A 17,006-nucleotide genomic window follows, 5' to 3' on the forward strand; every position below is an offset into this window, starting at 1 on the left:
ACCATTCAATTATTTATCGATTCTTCTGTCTTGATTTCATTTAGGTTCGCTTTGAAGTACGTCATGAAATCTTGTCCCTGAGCAAAAGCCTTTTCGATCATGGCACTTTGCTCTTTCAATGCATGGCTCGGCTTGGCCCATTGCTCAGTCGGTATAGACTTTGACCACTCAGCAATGGAGTCCGGCAGAGATTTCATACTGAAACGATGATCCCATTCAGCAACCCAATACGGAAAGCGCCATAAGGTGATTACATGAGTGAAATACCACCAGCCAACACCTAACGCGGAGCGCTCATTATGTTGGTACTCCTCAATCATATCTCCGCGCTCTTTATCAAACGTATGCCGGCCTTCGTACGGTGCTTTACCGGGACAGTGTTGTGGCCCTCTTTCCATGTAAACACGTATCGCCTCCCATTTACCCAAACCATGAACTGGAGTCATTACTCCCTGGTTCACAAAATGGACGGTATCTGTTTTAGGGTCGTCAAATGCCATGCCAAAAGTATAAGTACTCATGACGCCGACCCCAGTCACACCAGTACTGACAGAAAGCCAGGACACCATTTCTTCCCAAGGTTGGATGACCGGCTCGTCAGAACCATTAGCAAAAAAACAGACTTCGCGGCGTTGTCTATTGAAGCGTATCGGACGGGTATGGACTTTGGCTAGGGTAGTGCTGATGACAACGTAGAGCCCCAGAACTGTGGCTCCTGCTGCTCCCCAAGCGCCGATTGCAGCGCCGGTAGGAAAAAATTCTATGAAAATATGTGTAAATGATCTGCCATAGGGATCACCGAAACTCATTAGCCCGGCGATGAAGGGGCCGATTATTAAACCCACAATCAGTATGAGCATGCTGCTTGCGATCATAACCCTGGTTTGGAATGCCTTATTGACGTTACTGCTACCTACGTCCAGGTAAGTGTCGTTGACATCAAGGAAGCTTCCCCCCAAATCCATTGGCATTTGGCCGGTAGGGACGGGGAGTGGCGAGAAAAACACTGCTTCGCCAGTAATAAAACGTCGAGATTCACCAGCGACGGGGCGCTGGTGCTTGAGATTAAATTCATCGTTATTCATTGATTTGGATGGCATGTTATTCAACCGGAAAGTGGTGAGTCGGGCAGCTACAGGAAGTCGCTGTTGACCAATAGCCATGGGGCATCGGTTGTGCGCGACTTCAAAACAGAGACAGCCGAAAATAGTTTGCCATTTTGCGCGTTCAACGTCGTAGTTTCGAAGCGTTTCTCTCGGAAGGATTTATCGCCAGCAACGGGGTGATAGCGTAGGGCGATAGCCAAACCATGTTGGGCATTGGCTTCGTGTTGGAAAATGTCCATGCCTAATCTAAGCGGTTCATCCGGAGCACTGAGCAAGTTGAATTGATAAAGCAGCGGCTCGCTCCATGCCTCCCAATCATTACGTTGGTGGTTTGTCAGCCAGTAAGCGCTCACGCCAAACTCTACATCATTTAGTTCACGAGCCGTAATTCCCGGTATGCGCAGTACCGCCATAGGCTTGTTGTTTATCGTCTGCAACGCTACCTGCGGTGCTGCCGTTATGTCGGCAAGCAGTAGGCGCTCCTCAATCAGACTGCGGTTGGCGCTCTGCTTACCCCAAGGGCCTTTTTGCAACCAAGTATCCAAAGCTGTTTTGTTGTTTCGGTTGTACAGCCACTCTCCGCCCAATTGCAGACCAGTAAGCACCAGGCCAATCAAGTTGGCTTTGGCAGCAATGCTCAACAGTTGACCACCCGCTTTGACCCAAACCAGCGCACGTGCTTGATTTACAGTGGTAAACGCCTCATAAATTGATTGGCCACTCCTGGCGAAGGCCCAACCATTGAGCGCAAGTTGTCCAGAGTCACCAGCTAATGTCATGCTGGCGCCTGTCAACTTGGCACCATTCCCTGAACGTAACGCCTCTGTCCATTTGGCAGCCGATCCTTTTTCACCATACATACCTGTTCCTGCGGCAACTGCGCTGAATATGTAGGCAAATGGGCTCAATGCTCCGGTGATTTTCCCTAATTTGGCGGCCAATTTGATTTTGCCGGCGGCGCTTGTGTAATTTTTGATAGCGACAGAAAGACTTGTAATGGCAATACCCTGTGCAGCAGCCAAACCGCCTCCTACCGTAGAAAATAGGGCGTTAAAGAAAGATAGAGTATCTGCGGTATCCCACACGGCTTTAGAACGTGCTTCGATAAAAACTTGGTAGAAATTTATCGTTTGCATGACAAATGCAGCCGAAGCAAACACATCGCCACCCACTGATTTGAAAACTTCTCCAGTCAAACCTTTATACGGACGCTTGAGCCGATAGTCATCGGCCATCCGCTCAAACTCAAGCACCTGAGCATTGTTAAGCCCTTTGATCTTGAAGGCCGCCTTGCCCGGTCCGTCACCAACGGGACTCATGGCCTGAGCTATCCGCCCTTCAAGGGGAGCGACAGTCTGTTGAATGGCTTTGCGGCGAGATACCAAGGTTTTGTAACCGCCTTTTGGTGACCTTCCTTTACGTTCATCAGCCAGGGTTTGCCGAATCTGATTTTTCAGCGAGGTCATTTGCTGGCGCAGATCTGTCAGTTTGGCTATATCAGCTTTGAACGTGGCAATTTGATTCGCAGAGGCAAACTCCAACGTAATACCTCCCTTACCGAAGGCTCGCAGAACATCTATCCAGGCCGAACCAGGAATTCGGCGCAATACTTTTGATGGATCTAGCGGCTGGCCACTGCGTAGCGCTTGCATGGCCTCATCCAGCGCTCCTGCCAGGCGCAATTGCTTTGCCGGCTCATACGCCGTGTCGCGCAACTGACCGAGCACAATGCCGTTTTCACTCAATTGCATTGCTGCTGCGAGATTCTGCGTGAGCAAATTGCCAAATTTTCCGCTGAGTGCCTGCGCACCCTGATAGTCGTCCTTGGCCATATAGGTATCGCGCAGGGACTTGATGAACGATGTGACCTTTGCGTGCATATCCTTCTGATCAGTCAAGCTCAATGTGAAGAAGGTTGGTACGGTAAAACCCGGCTGTTTCTCGATCAGATCGGCAAGCTTTTCAGTCGCTTTGTCTGTCCGGCAAATGTCTCTCATACAGGCATATTCAGTAGCGAGAGTTGTGTCGAGTTGATCGCCAAATTTGGGATCGAAATACCAGGCTGAGCGTTGGAAGCGTTCTTCACTGATCAGATTTGCTCGATCGTCACTGATCAGGTCCAGCCGTTTGTTCCAACGACTGAGTTGGGCGCGTTGCTGTTTCAGAAAGGCTTCCATAGCGGGCCGATCAATCAGATCGTTGATGCCCTGTTGCCCCATTTTCGCGCCGTCGAGCGCGTCATCCGCATTTTCTTCGATAGTCTCGATCAGGTCTTCGTACTTGGAATGCAAAGGTCCAAGACTCGTACGCATCCGCGACTTTGAAGCTGCAATAGCCCCACGATGCGTACCAGCGCCTGAGTACTGGGTTTGATTTTTAACGTTGACGTAGTCGACGATGGATTGCCGTTGCTCTTCGCTTGTTTCGTCCTTGAGTTTGGCAAAACGTGGGTCGCCTTGGGCGGCATTCAGAATGGTTTCGCCGGTTACGGTGTACAACGTTTCGATGTAGCAACCAAACACATACTTCTTTTGATTGGCCTCAGCGTCACTCCAGTCACTGATCCAGCCAGTGACCAAATCCTGATGCTCAGCGAGATCGCGCAGCACGCCGATGTCATCCTGTATGACCATATAAAGATGGTCACGCTCGTTTTCTGCCTTGACCTGTTTTTTCAGCGCACCCAGCTGAGTCTTTTTGAAGTGCGACGCTTGCTCCCAGAGATAGTCTTTGTTCTCCTCAGGCTTAGCGCCCGTGGCCGCTGGATCTTTACTCGGCTGTTCCGCAATCTCCGCAATCCACTTTTCCGCCTGACTTGGAGTCAGTAGATTAGCGGCGCCTTTCTCAGGGTCTGCATTGGTGAGATCGACCTTTTGCATGAAGTACTCACGTTCAGACTTGTGCTTGATGACCTGCGCGCATTTGGCGGCGGTCCATTGCACTTCGGAGTAGTTGACGTAGAGCTTGCTCAAACGCGGGAAGACCAGCACGGCTTCGCCCACGTTGCTTTCGCGTGTGTTGGCGGTGATTTCGCCTTTTTCCCATAGCAGTTGGGTCACGATGCCGTTCTGGATTCGGTATTCGTGCATGACGGCTTGAGGTTTTTTGTCGACGATGACGTAGAGCCATCCGTCGCGCATCAAGCGAATGCCTAGTGGGCGAGAAGTTGTTATGTACGGCATCGCCAGTGCGCTGGACGGGTCGAGTCGTTCGACCAGACCGTAACGCAGTGGGATGAGCTGGATTTTAGCCTTCATCAGCGAGCAGCCGCCCATGGCACACTTGCCGTCGTCCCGGCTTTTCGCAACGTGGTTCGGGCTTTTGCCGGTTGATGTTGGCGTTGTCATCCTTGGCTCCTTAGCGGGGTTTCAGCCCGTTCCTGGGCAATATCAGCGACCCGTTCGAGTCGCTGAGCGGGCGTTTGTTCCGAAGGGGTCTTCAGTATTGCATCCAGATCTGGATGCTCCTCCAGCGCTCGCTCACCGAGAAACCCGTGAATGTTGGCATAAAGTGTGATGTCGAGTTCGGTGTTGAAGCCGTGATCATACGAGGTCGAAGCCAAAGCGTGCAGGTGTTCCCAACGCTGCAACGGCGTCGATTGCGACTGATAGGACGGAAAGTATTCGCGCATGTGCGCGTCGAGGCGCAGGACGATGCTGCGGAAATTTACTTCATCCAGCTGGCTGAGTTGTTCGTTGCTCAAGCGGTAGCGTTTGCTGTGATTCGGCTCGGCTGCTTTGCCCGGTCGTTGGTTGATGTGCCAGCACCCCAGCGCCGCGTCGGCGGAGACGATCTGCGAACAAGGACCGAACAGGGTAGGGGCCTTGATGCTCTCGGCGTGGCTGAGCAATGCGTGGGTTACGGCAGGGTCGGCGACGCGCAGCAGGACTTCTTCACCCTGAGGGTGCATGACGCTGGTCAGCCAGCGAAAGTGCTCGACCATTTGTGCCCAGGGTTGATCGCTGAACACCAGGTAGCCCCATTCCTGGCGGGGCTCTGCCAGAAATTTCGCGAGGATGGGATTGTTCTGCGCTTTTATCTGAACCAGACACGGCGAAACGTCGCCCAATGCAGCCCATTGGGTGCCGAGATAGAGGGGCTCGAACACCGGATCGTCCGACCATTGATAAAGGTGCTGGGGCAGTTTTTCGACGCTGACGCCATCCAGCAGCAAACCGACCGTGCCATTCCACGGCAATCCTTGAGGCAACCCATTTTCCAGTGGCCACTCGGACTTAAGCATTTTGCGCCTCCAATTTGGCCTTCTCGCAAATCGCGCAAATTGGCTTCTTCTGCATCAGCGCTTGCCGCTGTGCCGGCACCAACAATTGCCCAGCCTTATCCGCATCCGCCTGCTTCAACACCCCCGGCAACAACGGCGCAGCCCCCGTCCCGCTACCCGGCCCACCCCCCGAGTTCATGTTGATCACCGGCCCGCTCAGGGTCACGCCACCAGCATCGATCTTGATAAAGCTGCCACCCCCGATCAGGGTCAGTTCACTGCCCGCTTCCAACACGACTTTCATGCCGCTGCTCAGGTGAATCTCCTGACCCGCGTCGATGAATTGCCCGGTGCCGATCTTGATGTGCTGATTGACGCCCACGGTCAGGTGGTCGTTCGCCCTGGCCTCGACTTTGCGGTCGGCGTAGACGGTGTGGTGTTCTTCGGCCTTGAATTCGCTGTAGCTGTTTTGCTCGACGGTGTCGTGGCGTTCGTTGCCGACGCGGATTTTCTGGTCGTGCTCGACGTTTTCGTCCCAATCGCGCTGGGCGTGCAGGAAGATCTGTTCCTGGCCCTTTTTGTCTTCGATGCGCAGTTCGTTGAAGCCGCCACCGCCCTTGGAGCTCAGGGTTTTGAAGGTGCTGCGGGTTTTGTTCGCCGGCAGCGGGTAGGGGACGACGTTTTCCTTGTGGTACAGGCAGCCGCTGATCAGCGGTTGGTCGGGGTCGCCTTCGAGGAAGGTGACGAGGACTTCCATGCCGATCCGCGGGATGGCGATGCCGCCGTAGTGGGCGCCGGCCCAGGCGGAGGAGACGCGCAGCCAGCAGCTGGTTTTGTCGTCGGCCTGGCCTTCGCGGTCCCAGTGGAATTGCACTTTGACCCGACCGTACTGGTCGCAGTGGATTTCTTCACCCTTGGGCCCGGTGACCACGGCGCTTTGGCTGCCGAGGATGCGCGGCTTTTTCTGCGTTAGCGGCGGGCGGTTTGGCACGTCCCACGGGGTGGCCTGGAAGCGGTTGCGGTAACCCTGGTGGAAATCGCCCTTGAGGCTAGTGGTGTCGCTGGTTACCGACTCTTCCAGCACCTGCGGCTGTTTGCCTTCGTGCAGGACTTCAGTCAGCAGCCACAGGTCGTTCCATTTGGCTTTCGGGTGTTGGGTCAGGGCCAGGAAATGGCCGCTGACCAGCAACGGCTGATCGCTTTTGCCTTCGGCGAGTTGAAAGTCGCTGCGGTGACGTTCCAGGTTGCGCTTGGCCAGGTGTTTGCCGCGCTCACGGTCGATGAAACGACCGGGGTAGTCGTAGTCTTCGAGGTCGGGCAGGGCGTCGCCACGGTTTTCGCTTTCGAGGGTGATGCGCGGTTTTTCGAAGTCGTAGTCGCGGCGGGTGGTGCGGCTGGTGCGGGTTTCCAGGCGCAGGTCGAAGCGCTTGATCACCGGGTCGTTGGCGACCATGCCGGAGTCTTGCTGGTAGGCCACGGGTGCGAGTTTCGGGAACACCGTCTGGTCATCGCCGAACACCAGCTTGTGGGCCGTGGCGCTGTGCTGGAAGTGGTAGTGGATACCTTCTTCCTCGCACAGGCGCTGGATGAACTGCAGGTCCGATTCATCGTACTGAACGCAGTAAATGCGCTCGGGATAGATCGCCCCGACTTTGAATTCATAGGCATTGCTTTGGATGCCGTGCTCTTCAAGGACCATGCCGATGATTTTCGGCACGCTGAGGTTCTGGAAGATGCGCTGGTTGATGCGGTGCGCGAGGTAGGACAGTTGCGGGCGCAGGGTCACCGCGTAGCGGGTCAGGCGTTTGCCGGAATCACCCTGGGCGGCGCGATAGATCTGGCCATGGATGCCGCTGCCGTCAGGCGAGAGCTGCAAAAAGGCCGGTTTGTGCAGCAGCGTTTCGAGGTCCAGGGACGGCTGTTCACTGACCAGCTCCACCTCAAACACAAAAGGCTGGCTGATGGCTTCCCGACCTTGCAGGGAAAAGACCTGGAAGTCGCTGGAAAGACCTTCGATGGTCAGGGCAAAGTGAGTCTGATTGGCCGGCGCGAACATCCCTTGTTCCTCGTGCAGTGCTGCGGCATGCGCTGACACCCGGAAACCGGGTCAACGGACGCGAAATTCTGGAAGGGCGGAAACAACATCGACCAGCAGAGCTGGCCGATGCTTGTGACGGTCGGCCTGACTTAGGCGACCGGCTGACGCCAGTCATCGGAACCCGAAGTACCGGATACTTCGTGGGTCCAGGTGATTTTGCGGTAGGTGAACTGTACTTCTTCCAGGTGGGTGAAGTGCGAGTTCGACGGATCCTGGCAGTTGTGCATTTTGTTGTTGATGGCGACGATGATCGCGTCTTCCAGTTTGGTGGTGTAGTAGTGCTCTTGGGTACCTTGAGCCGAAGTGCGGTACCACTGGATAACGATTTCGCTCATGCGCTCGCCGGAAGTCAGAGCGGCTTGCAGCAGTGGCGAAGCCTTGTCGTAGACCTTGGTGATCACGACTGGCTTGTGAACGCGCTGACCGGTCGGTTGGCCGGACTGTGGGTCACGCGGGATGATCACGTCGTGGCTGAAAGCCTGAACCATGACCTGGTCTTCGTGACCTTCTTGGTAAGTGTTGCCAACCGAGTCGGCGGTGAACGCGCCGGCAGTGATCAGACCTTGTTTTTCGCCAGTGACGGACATGTACGCTGGAGTAGCCATGGATGTGCTCCTTGCTGAATAAAGTGAGGTGCCCGGGAGGCGGTATCGCCCGGTGGGTGCCTGACTGTAATCAAGGTCCGTGCCAGAAATGGACAAAGCTAAGTAAATCAAGTGTTTGCGGTTGTTTGTAGATCCTTGGAAAGATGGCCAATCAGCAATACGAAGGAATGTGCGCAAGAACTTGCGCACCACTGCGCAACTTCTTGCGCACTTGACTGGAAGGCCTGACAGGCCGGGCGATCAGCGCCTCGCGAGGGCCATTCGACACAAGGGGTGCGCAACTTCTTGCGCAGCAAGGCTTTGCGCCATCACTGAAAGGCATGTGGCATCCGGTGCAACGAATCGACGGGCCGGGTGGTCCATAAAAACAGCGCCGTCGAGCGTCCGAACAACCTGGAAGTGGAGTGTGAACGACATGAAAATCCTGATGGTTTTAACGTCCCACGATCAATTGGGTAACACGGGCAAGAAAACCGGCTTCTGGCTGGAAGAATTCGCCGCACCGTACTTTGCGTTCAAGGATGCTGGCGCACAACTGACCCTGGTCTCGCCCAAGGGTGGCCAGCCGCCGCTGGACCCGAAAAGCGACGAGCCGGATGCGCAAACGGCTGCCACTGATCGCTTTCGCAAAGACTCCGCGGCGCAGTCCGCATTGGCTTCCACGGCTGTACTGAGCACCGTCAGACCCGAAGATTACGACGCCGTGTTTTATCCCGGCGGTCACGGTCCATTGTGGGACTTGGCCGAAGACAGCTATTCGATCTCGCTGATTGAAGCGTTCATCAAGGCGGGCAAGCCGGTCGCGGCGGTCTGCCATGCACCGGGTGTGTTGCGTGACGTCAAAGGTGCGGATGGCCAGCCATTGGTCAAAGGCAAGCGAGTCACGGGTTTCACCAATTCTGAGGAAGAGGCGGTTCAACTGACGAAGGTCGTGCCGTTTCTGGTGGAGGACATGCTGAAGGAGAAGGGGGGCGAGTATTCAAAGGGCGCGGATTGGGCGAGTTATGTGCTCACCGATGGCCTGCTGATCACCGGCCAGAACCCTGCGTCGTCCGAGGCTGCGGCTGAGGCGTTGTTGGCAAAACTAGCCTAAACACCGGACCTGTAGCAGCTGGCGAAGCCTGCGTTCGGCTGCGAAGCAGTCGTAAACCGGTAAACGCGGTTTATCTGACAAACCGCAGCGCCTGATTTCACGACTGCTGCGCAGCCGAACGCAGGCTGCTACAGGTCCGTGTCGCGCCTTAGATAGCGGGAGTCAACGCGGCAAAACACTGCTCGATCGAGCGCCGCTGCGTCTCGGCATACAACCCCAATTCATCACTGGTCGGCCGCCCCAGCGCCTGTTCAAAGGCCTGCTGGTTCGAATGCACGCCATAATTCACCTGCGCAGCATCCCCCAGGTTCGACTGGAAAATCCCCGCCGCGCTGACCGGCAGAAAATCTTCATACACCAACGGTTCGACCCGCAAATACCCGCCGCTGAGCAGGTCGTCCAGGGTCAAGGATTTCAGCTCATCCGCCTCCAGACCTTTTTCCGTGATGAAATAGCGAAAGTACGCCAGTTCCTGTTGGCGCATGCCTTCATACGTGTCAGGGAATTCTGCAAAGTGCTGCGTCATCAGCGCGTTGTAACGTGCGGCATTGGCTTCGTTGGGGAAGTCCTGCAACTCATCACGGGCTGCGTTAAGCAGGCGGTCGTAAAGTGCCCGGCCTTTCGGCGTGAGCGCCGCGCCGCGTTGTTCGATTTCGCCGAAGCGTGCGCTGTGGCTGCCGCGTGTCCCGGCTTGGTCGGTGAAGGCAATCGGCTCGTCGAGCGCCTTGAAACTGGTCTGGCGCAGCAGGATCGGGCACTGGCGGCGAGGCGGGCCTTCGATGACAGCTTTGGGCGTGATGCCGTGGGCGGGCATTTGCGCCTGGACGATGTCGATGTCGAGGGTACGCGGCGTCAGGTGATTGATGTGCGGGCCTTTGAACGCGACTACGTCGGCGATCAGGCGATGCTGTGCGCTGAGTTTCTGGTACTGCTCGGCGGTGACCGTGGCGCTGTGGTGCCAGCGGAAGGTTTCCAGCGCCTGCTCGACGAAGTCCTGGGCCTCTTGTTCGGTCAGACCGCCTGCGGTTTCGGCGCGGTCGATCAGGGCAAGGGCTGTCGGGGTGAAGATCTGGCGTTTATCCAGCACCGATTGAGCGAAGGCTCGCAGTTCCAGGTCTTCGATCAGTTCCAGGCGCAGCAGGGAGGTGAACACCCGGAACGGGCTGACTTGCAAGGCGGCTTCGTGCACGGCGCGGAACGCGGTGGAGTGCACCGGGACACCGGCCGGGGTCAGGTCGTAATAGCCCACGGGTTGCATGCCCATGACCGCAAACAATCGGGCGAGGGTGGCCAGTTCGCCAGCGGTGCCGACGCGGATTGCGCCGTGACGTTCCAGGTCCAGCCGCTCGATTTCGCCGGTGCTGTTCAGCTGGCGGGCCACCTGCGGATCGCTGTCGAGCACGTGACGGTTGGTCTGCTCCACCAGTTTCATCAACGCGCCGTACAGCGGCACTTCTTCGCGGTACATGTCGGACATCGCTTTGGAAAAGCGTTGGCGGATCAGGTCAGGGCTGACGAAGCTTGGGTGGCTCATGAAAAAAATTCCTGGCGCGGTGACGTGAAGGATGTAGGAAAAGATCGCAGCCTTCTGCAACGCCGACAAACGAAGAATCTTACGGACTTCATTCTGCCAAGGACTGACGCACAACCGATCTGTAGCCGCCCCCTCGCCACAGGGCAGCTACATTGGGGCCGGGATTACAGGTGCGAACGGCTTTCCGAGCGCAGCGATCCGAGGAACTCCCGATACAACCGCGCGGTATTGGCCGGTTGTTCGACCATCGGCATATGGCCAATGTGGTCCCAGATGTCCACGCGCAAATCAGCAATGCCTTTGCTCCAGACGGCCACGCTGCTGACATCGATCAGACGGTCCTTGCGCCCCCACAGCAGCAGCGCCGGGCACTTGATGTCGGGCAGTTTCGGTTCCATCGGCGGGCTGGCGCGAAAGTCGTTGAAGATTTCTTCCAGCTCATCGCGACTCTGTTCATATCGCTGGGCGATGGCGTCCAGCACCACGCCCGGCACCCACGGCGGTTCCGCCATGGTCATGGCGTAGAAGTGCCGGAATTCTTCCCGTGAATGAATCAAAAACGGGTTGTGCCCCTTGGCCAGATGTCGCTCCAGGTCACTGGCCTCGGGGGCCGTGACGCCGGCCGGGTCGATCAGGGCGACGGAGGCAATCCGGTCCGGGTAAGTCGCCGCCAGCCACGCCGCGATGTAACCGCCCATCGAGTTGCCGATCACATGGACTTTTTCGACTCCGCAAACGTCCAGCAGTTGGATCATCCGCTTGGCCTGCAGCGGGATGTCGTAGCCGCCACCGGCCTTGAACCCGGTTTCGCCGTGGCCGGCGATGTCGGGGATGATCACCCGATAGTTGCCGACAAAGTGCCGGGCGAAGCGCAGCCAGATGTTCTTGTCGGCGCTGTAGCCGTGCAGCATCAACACACTGCTGGACGCTTCGTATGGCCCACCTTGCCAGGTCGAGACGGTCATTTCCGTGATCGGTACGACGATTTTGTGCAGGCGATACAGCTTGGCTTCCAGGGCCATATTCAGGTCATAGAGCCAGTAGCCGATGGCCGGGTAACTCAGCCAGCTCCAGGCCACAAAAACCGCGATAAGGACAACCAACACAAGCATCAGGCATCTTCCTTTTACGTGATCAGGACAAAATGTGGTCTGCGGGTTTCAGCGCCCGGGTCAACCGGTGATAGCTGAAACTGAACCCCGGGAACATGGCGATCACATGACCGCTCTTGCTTTGATACCAACTGTGGCAGCCCCCGGACTTCCAGACGGTGCGCTCCATTTCACGGTGGATCATCTCAGTGTAGGTACGTTCTGCTTCGGGGCGTACTTCGATGCTGCGTAAACCGTGTTCTTTGAGCGTGCGGATGCAGTCGAGGATGTAATTCATCTGGGATTCGATGATGAACAGCGCCGAGGTGTGGCCGATGCCGGTGTTGGGCCCGGTGACGATAAACAGGTTGGGAAAGTCCGGCAGGCTGGTGCCCAGATACGCCCGTGGGTACTGGGCCCAGACGTCTTTGAGCCGGGTGCCGTTTTTACCGGTGACCGGGTAGGAGATCACCCCGTCGGTGGCGTCGTACCCGGTAGACCAGACGATCAGGTCCAGGTCGATGTGCTGACCGTCCTGGGTGACGATGCCAGTTTCGTCGATGGACGCGATGCCTTGCTCGCGGCTGTGCAGCGTCACGTTGCTGCGGCCGAGCGCCGGGTAGAGGGTGCTTGAGACGATCACTCGCTTGCAGCCGATGGTGAAGTCCGGTGTCAGTTTGCGGCGCAATTCGGGGTCGGGCACCTGGCGTTTGAGGAAGCGCAGGGCGTGTTGCTGGACCATACGGATTGCCGGTTTCGAGTATTTGAAGGCAATCACCCGGGTTTCGAACTGCCAGTAGAGCATCCAGCGCAGCAGTTTGTACGCCGGTTTGAGGCCCAGTAGCCAACGCTGGAAAGGCCCGAAGGTGCGGTCGGCCCGTGGCAATACCCAATGCGGCGTGCGCTGGAACACATGCAGGTGTTCGACATCGGGGGCAATGGCCGGAATCACCTGCGCCGCACTGGCGCCGCTGCCGACGATGGCGACGCGTTTGTGCCGGTAGTCGAAGGTGTGATCCCAATTATTGGTGTGAAACGTCTTGCCCTGGAAGCGTTCCAGACCTTCGAAATGAGGCACCACCGGCTGACTCAGCGGCCCCGTCGCGTTGATCAGGAACTGCGCGTAAAACGTGCCTTTGGCACCGGTGTGGACAGCCCAGTGCTGGCCGTCGGCGTCCCATTCGATGTGCTCGACATTGGCTTGCAATTCGACCTTGTCCCGCAGGCCGAAGTGCTCCACTACGTACTGGGTGTAGTGGTGCAGTTCAGCCTGATCGGCGAACATTTGCGTCCAGCGGTAAGGGGCGAAGGACAGCGAATAGAGCGGCGAGGGCACATCGACGGCCGCGCCGGGGTAGGTGTTCTGGCACCAGGTGCCGCCAAAAAAGTCCCGTCGTTCCAGCAGACGAAAATCGTCGATGCCTGCCTTGAGCAAATTGATCGCCGCGCACTGACCGCCAAAACCGCTGCCGATGATCAACACCTGAAAGGTCTGCATGGGCCTCCTTTATCGTTGTTTATCCGACTCTCCCTTCATGTATAGCCCAAACACTGCACACATAACCTGTAGGACCGAGCGCTTGGTTTTCAGGCTGCCCGCCGGTGATGGCTATTTAACGTTGCCCTGATAGACTCCCAGCACACCCGCAACCCTTGTGTGGTCAGGTTCCGTTGTGTGACGCAGAGGCCCTTATGGGAAAAACGGGAGGAAAAGGGCTTTCACTGGCCAGAAGGCTCTATACATCGCGAACCCTGGGCCTGGCCCTGGGGCTGTTGTGCGTAGGCGCGGCGATGTATCCACTCAACCCGGCGCCGTGGGTTTGGGGGCTGATGCTGTTCAATGGCGTGCTCTGGCCACATGTTGCCTATCAATGGGCGCGTCGGGCGAAGGTGCCCTTTCACGCCGAACATCGCAACATCCTGGTCGATGCCTTTCTCGGTGGATTCTGGGTCGCCGCCATGCAGTTCAATCCGCTGCCGAGCGCGGCGACGCTGTCGATGATGGCCATGAACAACGTGGCGATCGGTGGTTTGCGGTTCCTGCTGGTGGGCACGGTCGCGCAGATTCTCGGGATCGGTGTCGGCCTGCTGGTATTCACACCGGCCTTCGTCACGCAAACCAGCCCGTTGCAGCTGTACGCCTGCCTGCCCCTGCTGATCCTGTATCCACTGGCGCTAGGCTGGATCTGCTTTCAACAGGCCACCACCCTGGGCCGCCAAAAACGCGAACTGCTGGCCCTGAGCCGTACCGACAGCCTCACCGGCCTGCTGAACCATGGCGCCTGGAAAGACCAGCTGGAAGTTGAATTCCAGCGTTGCCAACGCCAGCAGCAGGGCGGGGCGATTGCGTTGATCGACATCGATCATTTCAAGACCATCAATGACACCTACGGCCACGTCGCCGGGGACATTGTGCTGCGACAGCTGAGCAAAATGCTCAAGCAGAACTTGCGGGCGACTGATGTGGCGGGGCGCTATGGCGGCGACGAATTCTGCGTGCTCCTCCCGGATTTGCCCCTCGATAGCGCTGCGGCTGCCATGGACGCCTTGCGTGATCGCTTCGCGACCCTGGGCTACGAGCAGAACCCGGCGCTGAAAGTCAGTCTAAGCATTGGCCTGGCGGCATTCGACCCGTCACACACCGACGCCACCCTGTGGCTCAACGATGCCGACCAGGCGCTCTACGAAGCCAAGACCACCGGCCGCAACCGCGTTATCTGCCGCATAGACGGCAAACCCCATCACGAACTGCTCGACCCGGTCTGAGGGCCTGCAAAAGTCCCCTCGCCACAAAAGCTCGCTCCCACCAGTAATCATCGGCCTCAGGTTTGTGTGTGTCGCATTCGGTCTAGAGCCTTGCGTCGCAGTCAGGTAGGGTGTTTTTGCCCTCCGACACGAAACAAGGATCGATTCATGACGCTCAATCTCCCTCGTTCCCTGCTGGCCACCAGCCTTGGCCTGACCCTCGCCCTCAGTACATTCTCCTCTGCAGCCTTTGCCGAACCCCACAAACAAGTCCTCGCCGATTCCGAGCAGTACAAGGGTGAAGCCCTGAAACTGTTGGAGCGGCTGGTAAACATCGACTCCGGTTCCGGCTATGACCCCGGCCTGACACAAGTGCGCGACATCGGCATCGACGAGTTGAAAAAACTCGGCGCCACCATCGAACTCGTGCCCAACACGCCGGACAAAAGCAGCCACGTGATCGCGACTCTCAAAGGCACCGGCAAGGCGAAAATCCTGCTGATGGCGCACATGGACACGGTTTTCAAGGAAGGCTCGGCCGCCGAACGCCCGTTCCACATCAAGGATGGCCGCGCCTACGGGCCGGGCGTGATGGACGACAAGGGCGGCATCGTCGCCGGGATCTACGCACTGAAAGTCCTGAAAAACCTTGACTTCAAGGACTACGCGCAAATCACCTTCCTGCTCGACGCCAGCGAAGAAACCGGCTCGGACATCGCCACCGACCTGATCAAGAAAACCGCCAAGGCCCACGACGTGACCCTCAACCTAGAACCAGGCCGCCCGGCGGATGGCCTGGTGGTGTGGCGCAAAGGCAGCGCGACGGCGGTGGTGGAAGTCAAAGGCAAAGCCGCGCATGCCGGTGTTGCACCAGAGCTGGGACGCAACGCGGCGATGGAGGCGGCGCACCAGATTCTGCAGCTCGGCAAACTGGGCGATGCAGAGAAGAAAACCACCATCAACTTCACCGTGATCAAATCGGGCGACCGCACCAACGTGATTCCGGACCAGGCCACGGCCAAGGCTGACGTGCGGGCGGCGGTGCCGGAAGAGTTCGACCGGATCGAGAAGGACCTGGCGCGGGTATCCAAGGACAAGCTGATTCCTGAAACCGAAGTCACGACCACGCTACAGCGCGGTTTGCCACCGATGCCGCAGACGGCGGAATCGGATCGATTGATGGCCATGGCGCAGGGGATTTACGGGGAGATTGGCCGAAAATTGACGGAAGAAGGCAGCGGCGGAGCGGCGGATGCCAATCTCTCGGCCGGTGTGGGCACGCCGACGCTGGATGGGTTCGGGATTGTTGGCGGCAATATTCATACGCCTGAAGAGTACGCGGAGGTGGAGAGTGTGGCGCCGCGGATTTACCTGCTGTCGCGGATGATTATGGAGTTGGCGAAGCACTAAAGCGGCTCGATGGTCCCCTGTGGCGAGGGGGCTTGTCGGATCGCCACAGCGGTTTTTGGTGTTGGTGAAAATCGAGTTCTTACAGCGCGCGTGACTGTCGCGGTGCACCTGCTGCAGCGCTATTCCTTCACACTCATGAACTCTTCCGCCCAACGGATATATTCCTCAGGCTGCGTATAGGTATGAGTCAGTTCGGTAGCGCTCAAATCCGAGGCCTGGGCAAAGATCTGACGCTGTTCGCGCAAGCTGTCGTAAGTCGCCTTGATCGCCGCAAAGTACGCGCCATGACCGTCGATGGTCACCCGCACGCCCAGTTCGGCCAAGCGTTTGTCGTCGCGCAGCGCCGGGTTGCCGTAGGTGACCAACATCAGTGGCACGCTCAGGTGTTCGGCAATCTGTTCGAGGTGATCGAAGTCCCGCACGCCCACCATGCAAATCCCGTCCGCACCGGCCTGCTGATAATGACAGGTGCGGCTGATGACTTCCTGAACCGGCAGGATCCCGGCGTTGGTACGCGCGATGATCGCCATTTCCGAGTCGACCCGGGCTTCCAGAGCTGCGCGAATCTTGCCAACCCCTTCCGCCACGCCGATCAGGTCGGTGGATTTACGGCCGAATTGCGCCGGCAGCAGGGTGTCTTCGATGGTCAGGGCGGCGATGCCGGCGCGTTCCAGTTCGACGATGGTGCGCATCACATTGAGCGCGTTGCCATAGCCGTGGTCGGCGTCGGCGATGACCGGCAATTGAGCAACACGGCCGATGCGCGTGGCCTGTTCGGCGAACTCGCTGAGGGTGATCAAGGCAAAGTCGGGGGCGCCCAGCACCTGCAACGACGCGACCGAGCCACCCAGGATTCCCACTTCAAAACCGAGGTCAGCGGCAATGCGGGCCGACATTGGGTCGAAGACCGACGCCGTGTGATAGCAGGCGTTGGAAGCAAACAGCTCGCGGAAGTTACGGCGTAAATCTTGATGAGAAAGCCTGGACATATGAGTTCCACCAATACAAAGGAATGGAAAGGCTTGAGCAAAGGTGTCAACGCCGAAGGAACAAAAGGCTATCACGCGGACGAGGGGAAGATGATGACGAATTTACAGACCGG

12 protein-coding genes are annotated in these 17,006 nt (G+C 57.7%); 3 read left to right on the top strand and 9 right to left on the bottom strand.

The window, feature by feature from the left end:
• Positions 1–5: 5 nt before the first annotated feature.
• The 5 genes from ACA068_RS12115 to ACA068_RS12135 form a co-directional block, all read right to left on the bottom strand.
• Positions 6–1,163, bottom strand: coding sequence for a DUF6708 domain-containing protein (locus ACA068_RS12115; RefSeq protein WP_497310031.1), 1,158 nt, complete (start codon positions 1,161–1,163; stop codon positions 6–8).
• Entirely contained in the window at positions 1,133–4,453 is a 3,321-nt protein-coding gene (locus tag ACA068_RS12120) for a toxin VasX (RefSeq protein ID WP_497310032.1), read from the bottom strand. Before ACA068_RS12120 ends, ACA068_RS12115 begins: the two co-directional genes overlap by 31 nt.
• Positions 4,450–5,349 carry a DUF4123 domain-containing protein gene (locus tag ACA068_RS12125; RefSeq protein ID WP_497310033.1) on the bottom strand — a complete coding sequence of 300 codons (900 nt, stop codon included), beginning with the start codon at positions 5,347–5,349 and terminating at the stop codon, positions 4,450–4,452. The genes ACA068_RS12120 and ACA068_RS12125 overlap by 4 nt, the downstream gene beginning before the upstream one ends.
• A complete protein-coding gene (locus tag ACA068_RS12130) occupies positions 5,342–7,384 on the bottom strand; it encodes a type VI secretion system Vgr family protein (protein ID WP_497310034.1) in 2,043 nt (680 codons plus the stop codon). The genes ACA068_RS12125 and ACA068_RS12130 overlap by 8 nt, the downstream gene beginning before the upstream one ends.
• 131 nt (positions 7,385–7,515) lie before the next feature.
• Positions 7,516–8,031 carry an Hcp family type VI secretion system effector gene (locus ACA068_RS12135; protein WP_054051032.1) on the bottom strand — a complete coding sequence of 172 codons (516 nt, stop codon included), beginning with the start codon at positions 8,029–8,031 and terminating at the stop codon, positions 7,516–7,518.
• A gap of 415 nt (positions 8,032–8,446) precedes the next feature.
• Here ACA068_RS12135 and ACA068_RS12140 point away from each other — a divergent pair, with 415 nt between their 5' ends.
• Entirely contained in the window at positions 8,447–9,124 is a 678-nt protein-coding gene (locus tag ACA068_RS12140; protein ID WP_497310035.1) for a type 1 glutamine amidotransferase domain-containing protein, read from the top strand.
• Between the two features lie 148 nt (positions 9,125–9,272).
• On the opposite strand, the gene hglS is transcribed toward ACA068_RS12140, so the two are convergent.
• From hglS to ACA068_RS12155, 3 genes are all read right to left on the bottom strand, one after another.
• Entirely contained in the window at positions 9,273–10,658 is a 1,386-nt protein-coding gene (hglS, locus tag ACA068_RS12145; RefSeq protein ID WP_497310036.1) for a 2-oxoadipate dioxygenase/decarboxylase HglS, read from the bottom strand.
• A 164-nt stretch (positions 10,659–10,822) separates the two neighbouring features.
• Positions 10,823–11,770 carry an alpha/beta fold hydrolase gene (locus tag ACA068_RS12150; protein ID WP_497310037.1) on the bottom strand — a complete coding sequence of 316 codons (948 nt, stop codon included), beginning with the start codon at positions 11,768–11,770 and terminating at the stop codon, positions 10,823–10,825.
• Between the two features lie 22 nt (positions 11,771–11,792).
• Positions 11,793–13,247, bottom strand: a complete 1,455-nt coding sequence (locus ACA068_RS12155; protein WP_497310038.1) for a flavin-containing monooxygenase — start codon at positions 13,245–13,247, stop codon at positions 11,793–11,795.
• Between the two features lie 194 nt (positions 13,248–13,441).
• Here ACA068_RS12155 and ACA068_RS12160 point away from each other — a divergent pair, with 194 nt between their 5' ends.
• Together ACA068_RS12160 and ACA068_RS12165 are read left to right on the top strand one after the other, a co-directional pair.
• Positions 13,442–14,515: a diguanylate cyclase gene (locus tag ACA068_RS12160; protein ID WP_497310039.1), complete on the top strand. Its 1,074-nt coding sequence runs from the start codon at positions 13,442–13,444 to the stop codon at positions 14,513–14,515.
• Positions 14,516–14,662: 147 nt separating this feature from the next.
• Positions 14,663–15,904, top strand: a complete 1,242-nt coding sequence (locus ACA068_RS12165) for a M20/M25/M40 family metallo-hydrolase (protein ID WP_497310040.1) — start codon at positions 14,663–14,665, stop codon at positions 15,902–15,904.
• 119 nt (positions 15,905–16,023) lie between these two features.
• Here the strand turns inward: ACA068_RS12165 and ACA068_RS12170 are convergent, their stop codons facing one another.
• Positions 16,024–16,893: an isocitrate lyase/PEP mutase family protein gene (locus ACA068_RS12170; protein ID WP_497310041.1), complete on the bottom strand. Its 870-nt coding sequence runs from the start codon at positions 16,891–16,893 to the stop codon at positions 16,024–16,026.
• Positions 16,894–17,006: the final 113 nt, after the last annotated feature.

It is taken from the genome of Pseudomonas sp. LBUM1660, from assembly GCF_059695935.1.